The organism is Metalysinibacillus jejuensis (genome assembly GCF_003057615.1).
Lineage (GTDB): Bacteria > Bacillota > Bacilli > Bacillales_A > Planococcaceae > Metalysinibacillus > Metalysinibacillus jejuensis.
Window position 1 is genome coordinate 44025 of sequence record NZ_QAFW01000009.1, and the last position, 20311, is coordinate 64335.

General features: G+C 38.8%; 24 protein-coding genes. 18 read left to right on the plus strand and 6 right to left on the minus strand.

Features of this window, described 5'->3' with window-relative positions:
• Positions 1 to 96: 96 nt before the first annotated feature.
• Together DDE80_RS04835 and DDE80_RS04840 are read left to right on the plus strand one after the other, a co-directional pair.
• Positions 97 to 921 carry a polyphosphate kinase 2 family protein gene (locus DDE80_RS04835; protein WP_108306545.1) on the plus strand — a complete coding sequence of 275 codons (825 nt, stop codon included), beginning with the start codon at positions 97 to 99 and terminating at the stop codon, positions 919 to 921.
• Positions 921 to 1505 carry a GNAT family N-acetyltransferase gene (locus DDE80_RS04840; RefSeq protein WP_235612278.1) on the plus strand — a complete coding sequence of 195 codons (585 nt, stop codon included), beginning with the start codon at positions 921 to 923 and terminating at the stop codon, positions 1503 to 1505. The genes DDE80_RS04835 and DDE80_RS04840 overlap by 1 nt, the downstream gene beginning before the upstream one ends.
• A gap of 44 nt (positions 1506 to 1549) precedes the next feature.
• Here DDE80_RS04840 and DDE80_RS04845 read toward each other — a convergent pair whose 3' ends face one another.
• Positions 1550 to 2119, minus strand: coding sequence for a beta-class carbonic anhydrase (locus DDE80_RS04845; RefSeq protein WP_108306546.1), 570 nt, complete (start codon positions 2117 to 2119; stop codon positions 1550 to 1552).
• A 360-nt stretch (positions 2120 to 2479) separates the two neighbouring features.
• Complete coding sequence (locus tag DDE80_RS15275; RefSeq protein WP_201261494.1) at positions 2480 to 2617, minus strand: hypothetical protein; 138 nt, start codon at positions 2615 to 2617, stop codon at positions 2480 to 2482.
• A gap of 285 nt (positions 2618 to 2902) precedes the next feature.
• Between DDE80_RS15275 and motA the strand changes: the two genes are divergently transcribed.
• From motA to DDE80_RS04860, 3 genes are all read left to right on the plus strand, one after another.
• Complete coding sequence (gene motA / locus DDE80_RS04850) at positions 2903 to 3700, plus strand: flagellar motor stator protein MotA (protein ID WP_108306547.1); 798 nt, start codon at positions 2903 to 2905, stop codon at positions 3698 to 3700.
• Positions 3684 to 4466 carry a flagellar motor protein MotB gene (gene motB / locus DDE80_RS04855; RefSeq protein ID WP_108306548.1) on the plus strand — a complete coding sequence of 261 codons (783 nt, stop codon included), beginning with the start codon at positions 3684 to 3686 and terminating at the stop codon, positions 4464 to 4466. Before motA ends, motB begins: the two co-directional genes overlap by 17 nt.
• 101 nt (positions 4467 to 4567) lie before the next feature.
• Complete coding sequence (locus DDE80_RS04860; protein WP_161952270.1) at positions 4568 to 5197, plus strand: ribonuclease H1 domain-containing protein; 630 nt, start codon at positions 4568 to 4570, stop codon at positions 5195 to 5197.
• A 92-nt stretch (positions 5198 to 5289) separates the two neighbouring features.
• Here DDE80_RS04860 and DDE80_RS04865 read toward each other — a convergent pair whose 3' ends face one another.
• Positions 5290 to 5511, minus strand: a complete 222-nt coding sequence (locus tag DDE80_RS04865; RefSeq protein WP_108306550.1) for a DUF1128 domain-containing protein — start codon at positions 5509 to 5511, stop codon at positions 5290 to 5292.
• A gap of 172 nt (positions 5512 to 5683) precedes the next feature.
• Between DDE80_RS04865 and DDE80_RS04870 the strand changes: the two genes are divergently transcribed.
• From DDE80_RS04870 to DDE80_RS04910, 10 genes are all read left to right on the plus strand, one after another.
• The gene (locus tag DDE80_RS04870; protein WP_108306551.1) at positions 5684 to 6016 is read left to right on the plus strand and encodes a YtxH domain-containing protein; all 333 of its coding nucleotides are present in this window, start codon (positions 5684 to 5686) and stop codon (positions 6014 to 6016) included.
• A gap of 18 nt (positions 6017 to 6034) precedes the next feature.
• Complete coding sequence (locus DDE80_RS04875; RefSeq protein WP_108306552.1) at positions 6035 to 6961, plus strand: YihY/virulence factor BrkB family protein; 927 nt, start codon at positions 6035 to 6037, stop codon at positions 6959 to 6961.
• Positions 6962 to 7021: 60 nt separating this feature from the next.
• Positions 7022 to 8413 carry a TldD/PmbA family protein gene (locus tag DDE80_RS04880; RefSeq protein WP_108306553.1) on the plus strand — a complete coding sequence of 464 codons (1392 nt, stop codon included), beginning with the start codon at positions 7022 to 7024 and terminating at the stop codon, positions 8411 to 8413.
• The gene (locus tag DDE80_RS04885; RefSeq protein WP_108306554.1) at positions 8413 to 9756 is read left to right on the plus strand and encodes a TldD/PmbA family protein; all 1344 of its coding nucleotides are present in this window, start codon (positions 8413 to 8415) and stop codon (positions 9754 to 9756) included. The genes DDE80_RS04880 and DDE80_RS04885 overlap by 1 nt, the downstream gene beginning before the upstream one ends.
• Before the next feature lie 94 nt (positions 9757 to 9850).
• Positions 9851 to 10420, plus strand: coding sequence for a TetR/AcrR family transcriptional regulator (locus tag DDE80_RS04890; RefSeq protein WP_108306555.1), 570 nt, complete (start codon positions 9851 to 9853; stop codon positions 10418 to 10420).
• A gap of 12 nt (positions 10421 to 10432) precedes the next feature.
• On the plus strand, positions 10433 to 10789 hold the full coding sequence (locus tag DDE80_RS04895) for a DMT family transporter (RefSeq protein WP_108306556.1): 357 nt from the start codon (positions 10433 to 10435) through the stop codon (positions 10787 to 10789).
• A gap of 1 nt (position 10790) precedes the next feature.
• On the plus strand, positions 10791 to 11177 hold the full coding sequence (locus tag DDE80_RS04900; RefSeq protein WP_108306557.1) for a DMT family transporter: 387 nt from the start codon (positions 10791 to 10793) through the stop codon (positions 11175 to 11177).
• A gap of 99 nt (positions 11178 to 11276) precedes the next feature.
• Positions 11277 to 11432 carry an SE1561 family protein gene (locus tag DDE80_RS15280; RefSeq protein WP_201261495.1) on the plus strand — a complete coding sequence of 52 codons (156 nt, stop codon included), beginning with the start codon at positions 11277 to 11279 and terminating at the stop codon, positions 11430 to 11432.
• Positions 11433 to 11531: 99 nt separating this feature from the next.
• Positions 11532 to 13067: a fumarate hydratase gene (locus tag DDE80_RS04905; protein WP_108306558.1), complete on the plus strand. Its 1536-nt coding sequence runs from the start codon at positions 11532 to 11534 to the stop codon at positions 13065 to 13067.
• A 231-nt stretch (positions 13068 to 13298) separates the two neighbouring features.
• A complete protein-coding gene (locus DDE80_RS04910; RefSeq protein WP_108306559.1) occupies positions 13299 to 15200 on the plus strand; it encodes a heavy metal translocating P-type ATPase in 1902 nt (633 codons plus the stop codon).
• Between the two features lie 205 nt (positions 15201 to 15405).
• Here the strand turns inward: DDE80_RS04910 and rlmD are convergent, their stop codons facing one another.
• The gene (gene rlmD / locus DDE80_RS04915; protein ID WP_108306579.1) at positions 15406 to 16761 is read right to left on the minus strand and encodes a 23S rRNA (uracil(1939)-C(5))-methyltransferase RlmD; all 1356 of its coding nucleotides are present in this window, start codon (positions 16759 to 16761) and stop codon (positions 15406 to 15408) included.
• 64 nt (positions 16762 to 16825) lie between these two features.
• Entirely contained in the window at positions 16826 to 17725 is a 900-nt protein-coding gene (locus DDE80_RS04920; protein ID WP_108306560.1) for a TIGR01777 family oxidoreductase, read from the minus strand.
• 100 nt (positions 17726 to 17825) lie between these two features.
• Between DDE80_RS04920 and recX the strand changes: the two genes are divergently transcribed.
• Genes recX through DDE80_RS04935 form a run of 3 tightly spaced genes read left to right on the plus strand, consistent with a single transcriptional unit; the run spans position 17826 to position 19202 of the window.
• The gene (recX, locus tag DDE80_RS04925) at positions 17826 to 18626 is read left to right on the plus strand and encodes a recombination regulator RecX (protein ID WP_108306561.1); all 801 of its coding nucleotides are present in this window, start codon (positions 17826 to 17828) and stop codon (positions 18624 to 18626) included.
• On the plus strand, positions 18623 to 18949 hold the full coding sequence (locus DDE80_RS04930) for a YfhH family protein (protein WP_108306562.1): 327 nt from the start codon (positions 18623 to 18625) through the stop codon (positions 18947 to 18949). The genes recX and DDE80_RS04930 overlap by 4 nt, the downstream gene beginning before the upstream one ends.
• Position 18950: 1 nt before the next feature.
• Positions 18951 to 19202, plus strand: coding sequence for a YfhJ family protein (locus DDE80_RS04935; protein WP_108306563.1), 252 nt, complete (start codon positions 18951 to 18953; stop codon positions 19200 to 19202).
• 92 nt (positions 19203 to 19294) lie between these two features.
• Here DDE80_RS04935 and DDE80_RS04940 read toward each other — a convergent pair whose 3' ends face one another.
• Positions 19295 to 20278, minus strand: a complete 984-nt coding sequence (locus DDE80_RS04940; protein WP_108306564.1) for a metal-dependent hydrolase — start codon at positions 20276 to 20278, stop codon at positions 19295 to 19297.
• Positions 20279 to 20311 lie beyond the last annotated feature (33 nt).

A 20311-nucleotide genomic window follows, 5' to 3' on the forward strand; every position in this document is an offset into this window, starting at 1 on the left:
AAAACCCCCCTCTCTGTGTGATTAAATTGGAATTTGGTATCATTATCTCTCAAAATTTAGTAAAGTAGAGTTATAAATCATTTAGGAGTGATAAAAATGTCAGGAAGATTACATGACTTAAACTTAAGCGCTAAACTTGATAAAGAAACATACAATCAAAAGCTAGAAGGCCTTCAATACGAAATGTTAAATGCCCAACAATTTTTACACGATAATAAAATCGGTTTAATTTTAGTATTCGAAGGTATGGACGCTGCTGGTAAAGGCGGTGCCATCAAACGTGTTACAGAAAAAATCGACCCACGTGGTTACATAGTACACCCAATTTCAGCACCGCAACCACATGAGTTACGTTACAATTATATGCATCGTTTTTGGCGTAAATTACCACAACACGGACAAATCGGCATTTTTGACCGTTCATGGTATGGTCGCGTGTTAGTAGAGCGTGTTGAAGGCTTCGCTACTAAAAAAGAATGGTCGCGTGCATTCGATGAAATTAATCAATTTGAAAAGGTGCTAACAGATGGTAATTATATCATTGTCAAGTACTGGTTACACGTGTCAAAAGAAGAACAATTGCAACGATTCCTTGACCGTGAGAACGATCCTTATAAAGCATGGAAGTTAACAGATGAGGATTGGCGCAATCGCGATAAGTGGGAGAAGTACGAAGAAGCAGCGGAAGAGATGTTTGAAAAAACAGATACAAAAAATGCGCCATGGGTGCTTGTACCTGGTAATAATAAGCGTTATGCGCGCATTCATGTACTTGAAGAAACACTGCGTCTAATCGAAGAAAAATTAGAGGCTCGCGGTTTAAAGCTAATTGATGCGCTAGGTAATCCACCAGACGGAGAAGAAATGCTAAAAGAAAAAGAAAAGATTAAAAAGAAAAAGAAGAAAAAGAATAAAAAGTAATGATGAATTGGTTAATTCATTTATTGCCACAGCGCTCACTACGTCTCACTCAGACAAGTGAGCGTTGTGTTATTCGTACATTTACAGTTAGGGATGCTGAAGCGCTAGCTAGTTTTTTATGGCGCAATCGTGAAGCATGGTCAGCCTTTGAGCCAATACACGGTCCGTATTACTATACAAAGGAAGCACAACGTAAAAAAATTAGAGAAAGTTATTATCTTATGCGACGCCAGCGAGAATATACATTTGGTATGTTTTTAAATGGTGAGTTAATTGGTCATATCGCATTGTATGCAGTTAAGCGTAAGCCTTACCAAAGTGGTTTTATTGGCTATGCCATTGATCAACATTACGCTAGACAGGGATTAATGACTGAGGCTGTTGAGCAAGTCACTCGCTTTGCTTTTCATCAGCTGCAATTGCATCGTTTAGAAGCGCATGTAGCGCCTGCAAATCTTGCCTCACAAAGGGTATTGCAAAAGGTGGGGTTTGAGCGTGAAGGGTTGTTACGCCAATTATTATGGTTAAATGGCAAGTGGGAAGATCACTATTTATATGCGTTATTAAAAGAAGAAAATAAATAAAAAGCGCTCATTTTCTTTACTAGAAAACGAAGCGCTTTTGTTTATTATAAACGAACAACAGTACCATCTTCGATAATGTCTAGACGGCCTGTATTTGGGTCAATGACTAAACCGTGAACAGGAATTGATTTAATCATCAATGGATGATTACGGATTGTTTCTACGCTTTTCATAACACTTGTCGCTACATCGCCAAAGCCACGTAAGAAATCTTTTAAATCGATGCCCGAAAACTCTACCATATCAATAATTTCTGGATTAATACCGCGCTCAATCATTTTTTGAATCATGCTCTCAGGGTCTACCGCGCTCATACCGCAGTCATAGTGACCTACTACATATACTTCATCCGCTTGTAACTCATACACAGCTACTAGCAAACTACGCATAATGGCACCGAATGGGTGACTTACAAGTGCCCCTGCACTTTTAACGATTTTAACATCGCCATTACGTAAGTTCATTGCCTTTGGTAACAGTTCAACGAGACGAGTATCCATACATGAAAGAACAACGATGCGTTTATCAGGATATTTGGTCGTAATATACGGCTCATACTCCTTATTAGTAACGAAATCTTTATTGAAGCTAAGAATATCTTGTAAAATTGACATGTTTATATCTCCTCTCCCATCTCTTCTATTTTAAAATAATACGAGCAAAATAGAAACAGACAATACTGAATCTTAACAAAATATGAAAAACAGTAGCGAATACGTACATAATTTAGAAAGTTGACAAAAAATCGTAACAAATTGCACACAAAATAATACCGTGCATTTTATTAAGGGATAAAAATCCACTTTTATTTAAAAAAAATGTAATTCAATAGGTATATAGATACAATAAGTGCTACTTTCGATTTATCTTTTTTTAAAAACATAGGAATATAGGGAATAATCCTTTACAATAAGGAAGGAAAAGCACATGAAAAAACCCTAGCTTCCATATAAGCTAAGGTTTTTGGCTAGGTATCAGACTATTTTATTTTCTGGAGCTGGATCAACTTTAGAAGCTGATGAAGAGTCAAGACCGAACATTAAGTATGCGATAAAGAAAACGATAGAAATTAAAATAATTACTGAGAAACCTAGAATAGTTGCTGTAAACATAGAAATAATACTCCTCTCTATTGATTGATTAAAAACTATTATAACTTAAGTATACAATACCCAATGGCCAAAAGTAAGGCTTAAATATGAAATGCTAGTTCACAACTTTGCACATGTAATAAAATGGTCAAGTATCCCTACAAATAGTGATTAATTTGTAACAATTTAATTCGCTACATCATAAGATTTACAAGTAAATCAACCGTTTGATGTAGAAAGTTGTTAAAATATAAGAGTAGTATTGAGTAAAATCCCACAAGGGCTATTATGCATGGAGGTAGAAAAATGGATATATCATCGGTAGTAGGTCTTATATTAGCGTTTGCTTCGCTATTAACCGGGATGGTATTAAAAGGTGTAGGGTTAGATGCACTACTTAACCCAGCTGCTATTTTAATCATCATCTTTGGTACCATTGCAGCAGTAACAATTGCTGTACCTATGAAAGAGCTGAAAAATGTACCAACGCTATTTAAAATTTTACTTACAGAAACAAAGCTTGCAAGTGATGTTGAGCTAATTAAAATGTTCTCAGAATGGGCGGATTTAGCACGTCGAGAAGGTTTACTTGCATTAGAAGGTAAATCAAATGAGGTAGAGGATCCATTTTTAAAGAACGGCTTAACATTAGCAATTGATGGTCAAAGTGCAGATTACATAAGAGATGTATTAACCGAAGAGGTTGAGGCAATGGAAGACCGCCACTCAGCAGGGGCAGCGATATTTACACAAGCTGGTACATACGCTCCGACACTAGGGGTACTTGGTGCCGTAATTGGTCTGATTGCAGCTCTAAAAGATATGAACGATATTGATAAATTAGGGCATGCGATTTCAGCAGCCTTCGTTGCAACACTTCTTGGTATCTTTACAGGTTACGTTTTATGGCACCCATTTGCTAATAAATTAAAACGTAAATCTGCTCTTGAAGTAAAGCAACGTTATATGATGATTGAAGGTATTTTATCAGTGCTTGAAGGGGAAGCACCACGTGTAATTGAGCAGAAGCTATCTTCTTATTTAACGATGGCAGAACGCAAACAAATCATGGGAGAAGGTGGAGGCGGTGGCCAAGAAGCCTAAGCGTAAAAAGCCAGAAGAGCATGTTGACGAATCCTGGCTAGTTCCTTACGCCGACATTTTAACGTTATTATTAGCGCTATTTATTGTACTCTTTGCTTCGAGCTCCGTTGATCAACAAAAATTAGAACGTATGTCAGAAGTCTTTAATCAAGTGTTTGATGGTGGTACAGGCTTTATGGAACATCCATCACCTGTAGATACAATGACACCAACACAGTCGCAAGATTTGGAAGAAATGATGCAGAGCTCTGCCTATATTGAAGATCAGGAAGCGCTAGGTGAAATTAAAGATAGTGTGGACGGTTTCATAGCTAACAATGAGTTAGAGGAGATGTTTGAAACCACACTAACAGACGAGGGTTTACTCGTAACGATTCGTGATTCAATTTTATTTAATATGGGGCAAGCTACGATACGTGCTGAGTACATTCCAGTCGCAAATGAGTTATCACAGCTATTAGTGTTTGACCCCCCACGTAATGTGGTTATTACCGGGCATACAGATAATGTACCAATTAACACCGCACAGTTTCCATCTAACTGGTCACTTTCGGTTATGCGCTCCGTAAACTTTTTGCAACAGTTGATTACGAGTAATGCCCAGTTAGATCCGAAGTATTTTAGTGCTAAAGGTTATGGCGAAAATAAGCCAGTAGATACAAATGATACAGAAGAAGGACGTGCTAAAAACCGTCGAGTTGAAGTATTAATTCAGCCACGTGTATTAGAAGATGGCACGGTAACAATTGAAGAAGAAACACCTTAAATAATAAAGCCCTTTAGTTTTACGTGAAGCGCCCTCAAAATCTACTGATGAGAGAGGCTGCTCGATACGTTGCTAAAGGGCTTTTAAAGGAGGAAGAAGTTATGACAAAAAATAAATACTACGTCGTTATTACTGAAGAAACTGCTGCTATTTATGAGTCGTTAACACAAGCGAGAGAAAAAAGTACTGGTGTAAAAGGTAGCCGCTTATATGGCTTTAAAACAAGAGAGCAGGCAGAGGCCTGTGTAGCGCATAATGCGCCCGCAGTAAAAGAAGAGGTAATACAAGATGTTAAGCCCGATGCTCCTTTTGTACAGCCGAAGCATTGGTATGTAGACGGTGCGTATTTTCCGCTTAATCAAACAGGCTATTACGGCGTCGTTTATGGAGAGTTAAAGGACTATGGTCAAGTGCCTTCTACGTATTTAACACTTGAGAGTTACGGTACAGAGCTATATGCATGTAAGCGTGCTATAGAACTCGCGCTAGCCAATGATGTAACACATTTATATATTTATAGTGATAATACGAGTGTTGTCCATTTTTTTCAAAATCAATGTGTCAAAGCCCGTTATCAACCAGCGGAGCAAGAAGTAAAAGATTTCTTCGATGTTATGCGTCGCTATATTCAAATTGAAGTTGAACATATTCGTGTTGCACCCGACACTTCTATACATAAAAAAGCACATTTATTATGCCAAAACGGGCGGTTATTTTTGCCGATAGCGTAAAAGGTTGCATCGTGTAAGGGTTCAAATCATCTCAAAGTAGCTAGCAAATAAAAAATGTTAGACCAATTGTACCGGTCTAACATTTTTTAGCTTTATTTACGTAGTGAACCGAGTTCAGCAACGATGGCTTGCATTTCACTTGGGCTAAAATTATCGCGTTTCATAACCATCGTATAAAGATCATATAAGTCTTCATAATTGCCTTCACCAAAGTTGTCTGAGCGCATGGCATCGACATTAACCATACGTAATTTATCTTTTAATTGTTCAATTATATATTGCACGTTTTCTTTTGAGGGTGTTGTTAAGTCCATAGTAAACAAAACCGCCTTCCTATATCATTAAATTTATCATTCCATTATGTTGTGAAAAAGTCAACTTTGAAAAATTATCTATAGTCGTGTATTCTTTGGTAAGATAGTAATGTACGAGCGTTTAAGTAAAGCGCAAAAGGGAATACTACACATAAATTAGGAGGAGAGTATTATGGCAAAAAGTAAACTACTACCATCAATTTTATTAGGAGCGCTAGCAGGTGCAGCGGTGAGCATGTTAGACCGTACAACGCGCGAAAAAACAATTGAAAATACAAAAACAGTGATTGGTACAGTGTCATATTACGCCGCTAACCGCGACGAATTGCAAGAAATGATTTCAGAAAAAGTTGAACAAGCACAAAGCTTTTATAATGGTGCAAGTGACGGTATTCAATCTTTAATGGGGCAAGTAGAACAATTTAAAGATATGCCAACTACAATTCAATCTATGGTTAGTGATACAAAAGCTGCTTTTGATAAAGAGGACAGCGCTTCTCACTAAAACATAGGGGGAATTGGTATGGCTCGTGTCGAAAAAAAAGAAAATGAGACATTAACGAAAGTGAAGGCACTCGTTTCGCCTGAAATCGAAGACATTGATGTATTAACAGGTAAAGGATTTTTACAAGATTTAATGTTACGTGTGCAACGTGTGGATATTTCAGCACTGGGTGCGCAATTAGCTTATTTCTTTTTACTATCATTTTTCCCGTTAATTATCTTTTTAGTAACATTATTGCCCTTTTTAAATTTACAAGTAGAACAAATTTATTCTTTTTTGGCGAGCATTATGCCAAATGAAATTTATACAATGATAGAAGGAACGTTAAAAGATGTGCTAACGAATCGTAACGGTGGTTTACTTTCTATCGGTATTTTAGGTACGATTTGGTCAGCCTCTAAAGGTATTAATGCATTAATGAATGCGTTGAATAAAGCCTATGAAACAGAAGCAAAAGCAGGTATGAAGGACCGAGCTTTATCGCTAGTCTTCACGCTAGCATTAGTAATTGTTGTATTGCTAGCTCTTGTGCTACCGGTCTTTGGCCAGCAAATCGTTAGTTTTATTACCTCATTTATTGATATTGAAATGAGCTTTGTCAATTTACTTAATATTTTAAGTTGGGTAATGCCACCTTTACTTATTTTCATCGTGTTAGTTGGTTTATACTGGATTGTACCTAATACTACGCCACGTTTGAAAATTAGAAGTGTGTGGGTTGGTGCTATTTTCGCTACTGCAGCATGGATGGTGCTAACGTATGGCTTTTCATTCTATGTAGATAACTTTGGCAACTTCTCTGCTACATACGGCAGTATTGGTGGGGTTATTATGTTAATGTTGTGGTTATATTTTACTGGTATGATATTAATATTAGGCGGCGTGTTAAATGCTACGATGCAAAAGCGTACACTCGCTAAGCAAGTACGAAAAGCAGAGGTATGAGTCTGACATTGTCAGGCTTATACCTTTTTTTGTTATACTCAACCAAAGGGGGTTAGTTGTATGTTACAACAATCTACGATAGAAAACGTTTTACAAGCCGCGCTAGCTACAGGCGGTGATTTTGCAGAAATCTTTGTGGAAGATCGCTTTGCGAATCATTTGGAGTTACAAACAAGCCATATTGAGCGTGCAGTGTCTGGTCGCGATTTTGGTATAGGCATACGCATTTTTTTAGGGTTACAAAATGTCTATACGTATACGACCGATTTTTCTGAGCAAGGCTTAATAAAAGCAGCAACACGTGCAGCCGCGGCTATTACAAATGGACAAAGTGGTACGATCAAGCCGCTAAGTAAAGAGGAAGTTGCGCTTGTGAACCCTATTTTACAAATGCCTCAAACGGTAGACTATGAGCGCAAAGTGAAAGTGATGCGCCATGCAGATCAAATCGCGCGTAATTATAGCGAGAAAATTAGCCAAGTAAGAGTGCGCTATTTCGAAGAACAGCAACATGTTTTAATTGCAAATAGTGAAGGGAAGTTAGTGGAGGATACAAGGGTGCGTACGCGTCTTAATATCGTACCAACTGCTAAAGATGGGGAGATTATTCAGACGGGATACTATGGCCCTGGCGCTCATGCAGGCTTTGAATTTATCGAAGCGTTAAATTTAGAGCACTACGCTAAAGAAGCGGCGCGCATTGCGGTAACGATGCTTGGAGCTAAGGAGTGTCCAAGTGGGAAATTTCCAGTCATTATTGATAATGAATTTGGCGGTGTTATTTTTCATGAGGCTTGTGGTCATGGTCTCGAAGCAACTGCCGTAGCTAAAAATAACTCTGTGTTTGCCAACCGTATCGGAGAAAAAGTAGCATCAGACTTAGTTACCTATATTGATGACGGTACACTTCCGAATGAATGGGGTTCTTTAAATGTGGATGATGAAGGTGAAAAAACCCGTCGTAATACGTTAATTAAAGACGGTATTTTACAAGGTTATTTAGTAGATAAATTTAATGCGCGTCGCATGAATACAGCGGCGACAGGTTCTTCACGTCGTCAATCCTATCGCTACAATCCAACTTCGCGTATGACTAATACATTTATCGCTAATGGCACGACGAAGCCAGAAGATATTATTAAGGCAACAGCGTATGGAATTTATGCAAAATATATGGGTGGCGGCTCTGTAAATCCTGCAACAGGTGATTATAACTTTGCGGTAATGGAAGGCTATATCGTAGAGAATGGTGAAATTAAAGCGCCAATTAAAGGCGCTACTTTAATTGGTAATGGTGCTGAAACCTTATATAACATTGATCTTGTAGGAAATAATTTAGCGCATGGCGCCGGGATGTGTGGTTCGCTAAGTGGTAGCATACCTGTTAACGTAGGACAACCAATGATTCGCGTTAGCCAAATGACCGTTGGCGGAACGAAGGAGGGGAAATAATGGAGCGCATACAATTTCAACAGCAGCTACTTAAACAAGCGACAGCGCAAGGATTAAGTGATGCTGAAGTATACGCTGAATTTGGTTCAGCGATACGTATTAAAGTAAATGATAATAAATTAGACACGTACGAAACATCGGAAGAAGGTGGCGTTAGTTTTAGAGCGCGTTACCAAGAAAAAATGGGCTATGCCTATACCGAAAAAATCGAACAAGACTCTATTCAGTTTTTAATCGAAGCGGTCAAAAAGAATGCGAGCATCTTAGAAATTGAAGATACAGCGACAAGCTTTGCAGGAAGCGAACATTATGCTAAGGCTAATTTTTATCACGCTTCACTAGAGCAAGTGACACCTCCTATGATGATTGAAACGTTACAGCGTGTAGAACAGCAAATATTAGCTATAGATACGCGCATTAAACGCGTGAGTTATTGCCAGATGCAACTCTTTACGGGTGAGCGTCATTTATTAAATGCTAAAGGATTAGAGCTACACGAAAAGAGTAATGGGCTTATTATTTTTGCTAATGCAGTAGCGATGGCCAACGGCGAAACTAAAACAGGCGGAGAAGTAGCCATCATAGAAGATTTACAAGCGTTTACAAGTGAGAAATTTGCTGAGCGAGTAGCTATGCAAGCTATCACAAGTTTAGGCGGGCAATCCATTCCTTCGGCAAAGTATCCTGTCATTATGGAAAATGAAGCGGCAACATCATTACTTAATGCTTTTACCGGCGCATTCTCAGCTGAGGAGGCACAAAAAGGTATGTCTCGTTTACAGGGGAAAGTGGGACAAAAAATAGCGACAAATAAGTTAACTATTATTGATAACCCTCGCTATCCTACTTCATTAAATAAAACAACTTTTGATGCAGAAGGCGTGGCTACACAACCACTAGCTATTATTAAAGAAGGTGTGTTACAAACGTTATTGCACAATCGTCGCACAGCGCAAGAAGAAGGGATTGAAACGACAGGTCATGCATTTAAACCATCTTATAAGGGGACGATTGCTATTGCACCTCATATGTTTGTCGTAGAGCGAGGATCAGCAACAAAAAATCAACTTATTCAAGGGATGACAAAGGGTGTTATGATTACAAATTTAGCAGGCTTACATGCAGGTGCTAATACGATATCCGGGGATTTTTCGGTTGCAGCGAGCGGCTTTTATATTGAAGACGGAAAAATTATAGGGCCTACTAAGCAAATGACGATTGCGAGTAACTTTTTTGATATGCTTAATAATATTCAAGAAGTTGCAGACGATACGTATAATGGCTTTGGGCGTGTAGCGAGTCCATCCCTTCAAATTGCACCAATAAGAGTAACAGTAGAGTAATAAATAACGAGGTGCTACTTAGCTCCTCGTTATTTTCTTTGCAAAAACGTAAGAACTCGTGTAAAATGAATGACAGTCAGTCAGGAGGGGTGGCATGAGTAAAAAGGATGGAATTGTACAAGCTGCAATCGAAGCTTTTAAGGAAAATGGTGTGCATAAAGCAACCATATCTGATATTGTGCGGCGTGCTGGAATTGCCCAAGGCACTTTTTATTTATATTTTCCATCAAAGTGGTCATTAATGCCTGCTATTGCTGAAGTGATGGTACATAAAACATTAGATGTTGTAAACCAAACAGTAGATGAGCAAGCGACTGCTGAAGTGCAGTTACAGCAAATTATCAAAGCGATTTTTGAAGTAGCACGCAACTATCATGACATTCAGGCTTTAATTTATGCTGGTCTTGCAGCGACTGAGCATTTAAAAGAATGGGAAACGGTTTATGCGCCGATTTATGAGTGGTTGCAAAGCTGGTTGATGAATGCACAAGCAGCAGGTTTTGTAAGATCAACTGTTCAACCAGAAGCCGTATCAAAATTAATGATAGGTGTAATTGAATCAGCGGCAGAGCAAATTTATTTATATGATAGCGATGCACAGCAACACGCGAAAGCACAACAACAACAAGTTTTTGAGTTGTTATATCATGCCCTGAAAAAATAAAGGAGTTTTAGAATGAAAACAGTTAAGGAAAGAGCGTGGTTATATGTAGCCGCCACAAGTTTTTTTGAACTTGTATGGATTTTTGGCTTCAATGTAGCTTCAGCTTGGTGGCATTGGATTTTTATTGTGTTCTTCATTTTTGTGGATTTTCACTTTTTAACGAAGGCATGCGAATGTTTACCAACAGGTACGGTATATGCCATCTTTGCAGGGATTGGCACGGTAGGAGTAGCTTTAATGGATGTTTTATTTTTTGGACAAACGTTAAGCTTAGCAAAAATTTTATTTATTGTAGTTATCGTAATTGGAGTTATGGGGCTCAATATTGCAGATAGTTTAGATGAGAAAAAAGCGAAAGGGGTAGCTTAATATGACGACGATAGAAACAGCAGCTACCTTAGACTTTGTTATAGAGACGGTGCCGGGTTTATCAGCAGCTACACTTGGCTGGATTTTAGTAATACTTGCGGCAGCATTTGAATTTTTAGGTGTAATTGGTTTAAAAAAATACAGTGAACAAAAAAATATGTTCAATGGTTTTATTTATTTACTTGGTTTTGGTGGCGCTTTTGCGTTACTATATTTCTCGTTTGAATATTTACAAGTAAGTATTGCTTATGCTGTTTGGATTGGTATCGGTACAGCAGGTGCTGTAATTATTAATATGATTTTCTTCGGTGAATCTAAAAGTATGGGACGTATAATTAGTGTGATTTTAATTGTTATTGGTGTAGTTGGTCTGAAATTTGTTTCTTAATGAAAGAATGCCATCATTTTTTGAAATAGTTGATGCTTTAGACTCATTTTTTTAGTAATGTTTTATTTTACGATGAAAGTATGAGAGAGGTGCGTAACAATGTCAGAAACAACTAAAGTAAACTATTTAAAAGAACGTCTTGAAAACTTTTTAACAGTATTAGATGAAATGGATCCAGCAACAACTCAAGTTGAAGATATTGATCGTTTAATTTCGATGATGGATGAACTAGAAGAGAAAATGAAAGAAGTGTAAAGTTTAAAGAGCACAAGCCTGTGCTCTTTTTTTCGTACCGAGAAGGTAGTATACTAAGTAAGGATGTAACTATTATTTTTTACAGGGGGAAAATAATCCATGAACTTAGCGACATTGGAAAAAAGTATTTACGATTTAGTGACAGAAACATCAACAAACTTACCGAAAGACGTGCGCCGTGCAATTAAAGCAGCAAAAGAAGCAGAAAACGCAGGCACACGTGCAGCTATGAGTTTAGACACAATCACAAATAATATCGTAATGGCAGAAGATAATGTGTCACCAATCTGTCAAGATACAGGGTTACCAACATTTAAAATTAAAACTCCTGTTGGCGTAAACCAAATGGAAATCACATCGGTAATTAAGAAAGCGATTGCACAAGCAACAAAAGATGCTAAACTTCGACCGAACTCAGTAGATTCACTTACAGGTGAAAATAGCGGTGATAACTTAGGTAACGGTTTACCAGTAATTAAGTATGAACAATGGGAAAAAGATTATGTAGAAGTAAAACTTATCCTTAAAGGTGGCGGCTGTGAGAACAAAAACATTCAATACAGCTTACCAACAGAGCTTGAAGGCTTAGGACGTGCAGGTCGTGATTTAGACGGCATTCGTAAGTGTATTTTACATTCAGTATACCAAGCACAAGGTCAAGGCTGTTCTGCAGGCTTTATCGGTGTAGGTATTGGTGGGGACCGTTCATCTGGTTATGATCTGGCAAAAGAACAATTATTCCGCAGTGTGGATGATACAAACCTTAATGCTGACCTTGCAAAACTAGAAGATTACATTGTTAAAACATCAAATACATTCGGTATTGGTACGATGGGCTTCGGTGGGGAAGCAACTTTATTAGGCTGTAAAATCGGTGTCATGAACCGTATTCCTGCATCATTTTATGTATCAGTAGCATATAACTGCTGGGCTTACCGTCGTATGGCAATTGACATTAATGCTGAAACTGGCGAAATTATGAACTGGCATTATCAAGATGGTGAAAAAATTACATTTAAAGATGATGTAGCTACCGAAAATACAGGCAATAAAGTCGTGAAACTACAAGCACCAATTACGGAAGAACAAATTCGTTCATTAAACGTAGGGGACGTTGTGTCAATCACAGGTCGTATGTACACGGGCCGTGATGCAATTCACCATCATTTAATGGGTGAAGGCGTTGAAGCACCAGTAGATTTAAATGGTCAAATTATTTATCACTGTGGTCCTGTAATGGCAAAAGACGATAATGATAACTGGACAGTAAAAGCTGCTGGTCCAACAACTTCAATTCGTGAGGAGCCGTACCAAGGTGATATTATGAAGCGTTATGGCATTCGTGCTGTTATCGGTAAAGGTGGTATGGGGCCTAAAACATTAAAAGCGCTTGAAGAACATGGTGGTGTGTATTTAAACGCTATCGGTGGCGCTGCACAATATTACGCAGATTGCATTAAATCTGTAGACGGTGTTGACTTAATGGAGTTTGGGATTCCTGAAGCAATGTGGCATTTAGCGGTAGAAGACTTTACTGCAGTAGTAACAATGGATTCTCACGGTAATTCATTGCATGCGGATGTAGATAAATCGTCTTTAGAAAAGCTAGCTATGCACGCTGAACGCGTATTCTAATATTAAAATGATATAAAATAAAAATATTTTTTCGCGCTATCCTTTATGTATCAAGGGATAGCGCTTTTTTGCTGTTCAATGATAATATTTATCGGTATAAAATGGTTGATTGTAACTTTTTCTTTGTTATAATAATTATAAAGTAATGAAAGGGAAATCAGTCTATAAAAAAATTGTTAACATTGTATTTTAAGGCTTTTGAAATTGAAATTCATTATCAAGGAGGATGTTATGAATAAATCTAAACGAGAAAAGTTATCATTAAATGAGAAAATAGTCGAGCATAAGGAATTAATTGCTGCTATTATTTCAGGTATCATTATTTTAATCGCATGGCGTTTAGACACCGTTGGTTTACATACATCAGCTGTTGTAGCTTATCTCACTGCTTTCATTATAGGAGGCTTTGCTAAAGCAAAAGAAGGGATAGAGGATACGCTAGTAGATAAACGTTTAAATGTAGAGTTACTGATGATTTTAGCAGCAGTTGGTTCAGCAATTATCGGTTACTGGGCTGAAGGTGCAGTACTTATCTTTATCTTCGCGATGAGTGGAGCGCTAGAAACGTATGCGATGAATAAAAGTCATCGTGAAATTTCTTCATTAATGGATATGCAACCAGAAGAAGCATGGTTAGTGCGCGGAGGCTTTGAGCCGATGAAAGTTGCAGTTAGCACATTAACAAAAGGAGATCACTTACTTGTAAAGCCAGGTGAACGTGTACCAGCTGACGGTGTAATTATTAAAGGGACGACATCTATAGATGAAGCTGCAATCAGTGGAGAGCCACTGCCTGTATCAAAAGGCATAAATGATGAAGTCTTTGCAGGTACTGTTAACTTGAATGGTGCAATTACGATGGAAATGACTAAATCAAATGACGAGACATTATTCCAAAAAATTATCGCACTAGTGCAATCGGCACAAAGTGAAAAATCGCCTTCTCAACAATTTATTGAAAAATTTGAAGGCACATATGTAAATGTCGTGTTAATTACAGTAATTATCATGATGTTCTTACCCCACTATTTACTAGGTTGGGATTGGACAACAACATTTTATCGAGCGATGGTGTTACTCGTTGTAGCATCGCCTTGTGCGCTTGTCGCATCAATTATGCCAGCAACGCTTGCAGCCATTTCAAATGGTGCAAAAAACGGGATTTTGTTTAAAGGTGGTTTACACCTTGAGCACTTAAGTGTATTAAATGTATTAGCAGTTGATAAAACAGGCACATTAACACAAGGTAAACCAGAAGTAACAGATGTACTTGTACGCGATGGTATAGCATTTGAAGAGGCATTGTTAACACTGGCGAGTATTGAAGCACAGTCCAATCACCCACTTGCGCAAGCAATCACACTGCATGCACGTCAACAAGGTTTAACGGACTTTGTACATCCCGAAATCGAAGACGTACCAGGTTGGGGCATAAAAGCTATAGTTAATAATCATGCTTATACAGTAGGCAAACCAGATTTTGTAGGTAAAGAACGAGCAGAAGCTTTCGCAGACGGTGCAGCTGCTCGCTTAGCAAGTGAAGGTAAAACAGTTATCTTTATGAGTGATGCTGAGGGCATTGTAGCTATGGTAGCACTGAAGGATACAGTGCGTAAGGAAGCACAAGAGGCAATAGCTGCTTTAAAAGAGCTTGGCGTTAAAGTAGTAATGTTAACAGGTGACAATGAAACAACAGCGCGCGTTATTGCTAAAGAGGCAGGCGTGGATGACTACGTTGCTGAGTGCTTACCAGAAACTAAAGTAACACATATTAAAAAGTATTTAGCAGAAGATAAGTTTGTAGGGATGGTTGGTGACGGTATTAATGATGCACCAGCACTAGCTACTGCTACAACAGGTATCGCGATGGGTGAGGGTACGGATGTTGCACTAGAAACAGCAGACGTAGTGTTAATGAAAAACGATTTGTCTAAAATTGCGTATGCAATTAAGCTATCGCGAAAAATGCAACGTATTGTAAAACAAAATATCATTTTCTCTATCACTGTAATTGCGGCACTTATTATCTCAAACTTTTTACAAGTTGTGGATTTACCGCTCGGTGTTATCGGACATGAAGGTAGTACAATTTTAGTAATACTAAATGGTTTACGTATGTTACGTAAACAATAAAATAAGCCCTGATGACAAGCTGTCATCAGGGCTTTAATTCATTAAATTAAAAAGAGCGGGGCTCATCCACCCGCTCATAAAAACAAAGATGCCCAGCTATCCGCGCTGTTATGGCATCTTTGGTTGTAACAAGCTATTGCTCGTTACTAAGGTTTGGCACCTAGATTCCTATTATAAAGCAATAGGTGAAATAAGCAAGCTTTTTTTATCGTAGGCTTAAGCTAACAACAGCTTCAATTTGAGAAGTTTGTGGGAACATATCAACGGGTTGAATATAATCCACTTTATATAACTTAGCTAATTCATTTAAATCCTTCGCCAGTGTCGAAGGGTTACATGAAGTATAGACAAAGCGTTGTGGCTTTAAGCTTTTAACGGTATTAATAAACGAAAGGGCAAGCCCTGTACGTGGTGGGTCAACTGTAATAACGTCAGGTGTAAAGCCTTCTTTCTTCCAACGAGCTAATACATCCTCAGCTGTACCTGTCACATATTTTGTATGTGTAAGACCGTGCTTTTTAGCGTTGTCGCGCGCATTTTGTACGCTGTCTGGAATAACATCCATACCACGCACCTCTTTAGCATCTTTCGCAAGCCATAAGCCAACTGTACCTACGCCGCAATAAGCATCGACAACCGTTTCTTCACCAGTAAGTGCTGCTGCTTTTTTAATTTCATTATACAAATTAACCGTTTGTTTTGGATTCAGTTGGAAGAAGGCGCGTGATGATAAATCAAAGCCAAACTCGCCTAGCTCTTCGTGGATTGTATCTTTACCAAATAAGGTAATCGTTTCTTCACCGAATACTAATGTTGTTTTATCACGATTAATGTTTTGCGTGATAGAGACAATACTATCATCTGCACGTTTCATACGTGTTACAAGCTCTTCTAAATGAGGTACATCTTTACGTGTTGTCACTAACACAACTTGTGTTTGCCCTGTAGCAATACCTGTACGCACAACAATTGTACGGATGATACCGTCTAATGATTTGCCGTCATAAACAGGGATGTTAAGTTTTTGAATAATTTTACGTGTAGCTACAGTAATTTTAGAAGTTACAGGGTGTTGTACAAGACAATCATTAATATTAAGTAATTTATGTGTACCTGAAGCAAATAAGCCAGCGTACACACGCTTACCTTCTTTACGTACTTGGAATTGACTCTTATTACGGTAATGCCAAGGTTCGTCCATACCAATCGTTGGACGAATCTTGGTTGTTTCAGCTAGGCGGCTTGCATAGCGCTCCATAGCTTGCACAATGATATCGCGCTTTTCCACAAGTTGCTTATCATATGTCATGTGCTGTAATTGGCAACCGCCACACTCTTCATATACGACACATGGTGGCGTTTGACGAGCAGGTGATTTTTCACGTAATTTTACAATTTTAGCTTCAGCAAAATTATTTGAGAGCTTTGTTACTTCTGCTGTTACTACTTCACCAGGAATAGCGCCTTTAACAAATACAACATTACGTTTAAAGAAGCCCACACCTTCTCCATTAATACCGAGGCGTTTAATCGTTAAAGGAAAACGCTGTCCAACTTTCATTATGGTTTGTGTCAAAAAATCCACGTCCTTTTTTCATTATCCGTTCATTATAACGAATATCCGCTTAGCCGTAAATGTTTGAGAGTGCTTCATAAGCCGTTTCATAACGGAAATTGAAGCCTTCACGTGCTAATTTACTAGCTAGAACATGTTGTCCCTCTAATACAAGTTTACTTTGTTCACCTAGAGCTAACTTTAAGGGCAATTCAGGTACTGGCAGCCATTCGCTTTCTTCAAGTACAGTACTAAGCACGTAAGAGAAGTCTTTCATGCGAAGTGGCTGAGGTGCTGTGATATTGAAGGAGCCTACTAGTGATGGTGTAATAATGGCAAAGTATAAGGCGCGAGCTACATCCGTAATATGAACCCAAGATAGCCACTGTTCACCTGAGCCTACAACACCCCCCACATGCATTTTATAAGGCAATGCCATCATTGGAAGCGCACCCTCGTCCCGACCTAAAATAACGCCAAAGCGACCTGTAGCTACACGCACACCAAAACGTTCAATCCGGTGCGCCATACGCTCCCAATCGCGGACAGTTTTCCCGAGGAAATCATCTGCTACCGCGTTGCTCGATTCGGTATAAATGGCAGATGTTGAAGTAGGGTAAATACCGACAGCGCTCGCATTTACAAGTACTTCAGGTTTAGTATCTAGTGCCTCAATAATTTCGGCAATCGCAATTGTCGCCTGCATACGACTGTCATAAATCTCAAACTTTCGCTTCTCAGTCCAGCGACCGCTATTAAGTGAAACACCTGCAAGATTAACAAAAGCATCTGCCTGCTTGATTTCAGTAGCAGGGTTGCTAGTCGGCGTTAGCCACTGTACGTACTGTACACCATCCTGCACTTTACTTTCGCTACGCGTTAAAATGATAACGTCGTGACCTTGTTCTTTTAATAATGTTGTAAGTGCTGTCCCGACAAAGCCAGTTCCTCCTGAAATAACAACTTTCATAGTACATCCTCCTTGTAATTAAACTATCGTCTTCACTATACCCGTTATTATAGAAGAGTATGTGTAAAAAATCTGTTAAACTAAATAGAGAGGTGAGGTTATGCGTGTTATTACTAAAATTACCCGACAAAAAAATAATGCCGAGCGTTACAATATTTTTTTAGATGGTGAGTATGCTTTTCCTGTAGATGAGGCAGTGTTAATTAAATTTGAGTTAACAAAGGATAAAGTGCTAACGAATGAAGAAATCGGAGAAATTAATTATGAGGACGAAATTCGGAAGGCATTTAATCGCGCGCTTCACTTTTTATCCTTCCGCATGCGTAGTGAGCATGAGGTAAAGGAGAAATTGAAAGATGACTTTGGCGAGGCTGTAATATTAGAAGCCATCGTGAAATTAAAAGACTATGGCTTTTTAAATGATGAGGCGTTTGCGACAGCCTTTATGAATACGAAAAAAAATGCGGCCAAGCAAGGGCCTCGAGCAATTGCACAAGACTTAAAGCGTAAAGGGGTTAGCGATCAAACGCGTGAAGCGGTCCTTGATGAGTTTGGGTACGCTGAGCAAGTAGAGATTGCTACACAACTCGCTCAAAAGGTTGCGCGTAGTGAGCATAGTAAAACCCCAGCGCAAGTAAAGCAAAAAATTAGGGATAACTTAATGCGTAAAGGTTATAGCTTTGAGGTGATTGCTGATGCGATTGCAGCAACGTCTATTACACGCGATGAGGACGATTGGGATACAATGATTGAAAAACAAGGTGATAAAATTTGGGATAAGTATGCGCGCAAGGCAACAGGCTACGAACTCAAAATGAAAGTCAAGCAGGCATTGTACCAAAAGGGCTTCCCAAGTGATATAATTGATACGTTTATTGAACAAAAGGAGAGTGCGCTATGAGTGAGTTATATGCTGCAATGGACGAGCATGAACTGCGTCAGGAAATTGCTAACTTAAAAGAAAAAGCACGTAAGGCTGAGCAACTAGGCATTGTAAATGAATTTGCGGTGTATGAGCGCAAAGCATTAATGGCAGCTGCGTATTTAATAGATCCAGCAACGATTGTTGTCGGTGAGATGTATCGTTTAGATGGTGCGCCAGGAGAGTTTTTCAAAGTAGACCGTCTAAAAGGACGCTTTGCGTGGGGTTACCGCTTGGGTAGCGATAAATATGAGGAAGCGATTCCGATTTCGATGTTAGCACCAATGAAAGTAGGAAAATAATATGCAACAATTTATTGAGCAATTAACAGCTAAGCTTGCGGGTATGAATCCTGAAATGAGCGAGGAGCGCGCCCGCACGTGGGTCGAGCTATTATGGAGTGACTATGAAGCAAGCTCTGCCAAAGCAGGTTATGAGTATAAAAGTGCCGAGCATACAGCAAAACTAGTGGACCAACTCATTACAAGCTACGGAGATAAGTTGCACTTGTTTGCGAGTAAAAATCCTAAGTTTGCGGCATTACTAGAAAATTAAAATTTGTAACGTTTAGTTTGGGCTACCAGCATTCTACTAATAAAAAAGTGAAATTGAGTACGGCTCAATTTCACTTTTTCTATTGCTATCATTTAGCTAGCGCCAATTTGTAATTTCTTTTGAAGCTTATCTTCACTAAAAATCCAACCTGTGTAAGACGTTACGACATTATTAGCCTCGTCCATATGCGCTACAGCAACGAAAGGGTAGCGATTATCACTACGGTAGCGTAGATCAATTAGGCGTACTTCTGTCAAACCATTTTCTAGTTCACTAATTTCCCAGCGATACAGCGGAGAAAAGGATAAAAAAGAATCAAGGTTACTATCCTTAAGAGCTGCTTGTACCATTGGTGTTTGTGGAATAGGATGAATTTTAAATTTATCATAAATGGTTACAGAGCGACGATATGCACGACCCACATAATAGTGAGTGTCAGAAGCAGCGGCTACTCGCCACTCAAAGAAACGCATAGTAGGCGCTACAATAACAAAATTTTCGTCTTGAATAACAGAATGTACCGCGTGTTTAACCGCTTTTTGAAGTGCAAAACGCACGATGTAATAGCCGATAATAATAACGTACATGATACTAAAAGTAATAACAGGATTAGCCCCAAAAGCCCAAAAAAGTAAGCCGAAGCAATGAATCCCAAAAATAATAGGGTCAAAGGTGTTAATAACGCCTAAGGCAACCCATTTTTTAGAGAACGGACGCAAGGCTTGTGTACCGTAAGCGTTAAAGATGTCGACAAATACATGTAAGAACACGGCTAAAAATGTCCATAACCATAAGTGTAAAACGTTGGCGTCAGGTATAATAAACGATAAAATAATCGTTAGTAAAATCGGCCATAATACTACTGCTGGCATCGAATGTGTAATGCCTCGGTGATGCCTAATATAAACCGCATTATTGCGTAATTTCAAAACGGTATCAATGTCTGGAATTTGCGAACCTATAATCATACCAGCCATGACTGCAGTAAATGTTGCAGGCTCGCTTGCGACGACAGGGTCAACGAGCGCTAAGCCGCCAAGTGAAATACCCATGACTAAGTGTGTACCAGAATCCATAAAAACAACTCCTTATTTACTAACAAGCGTGTA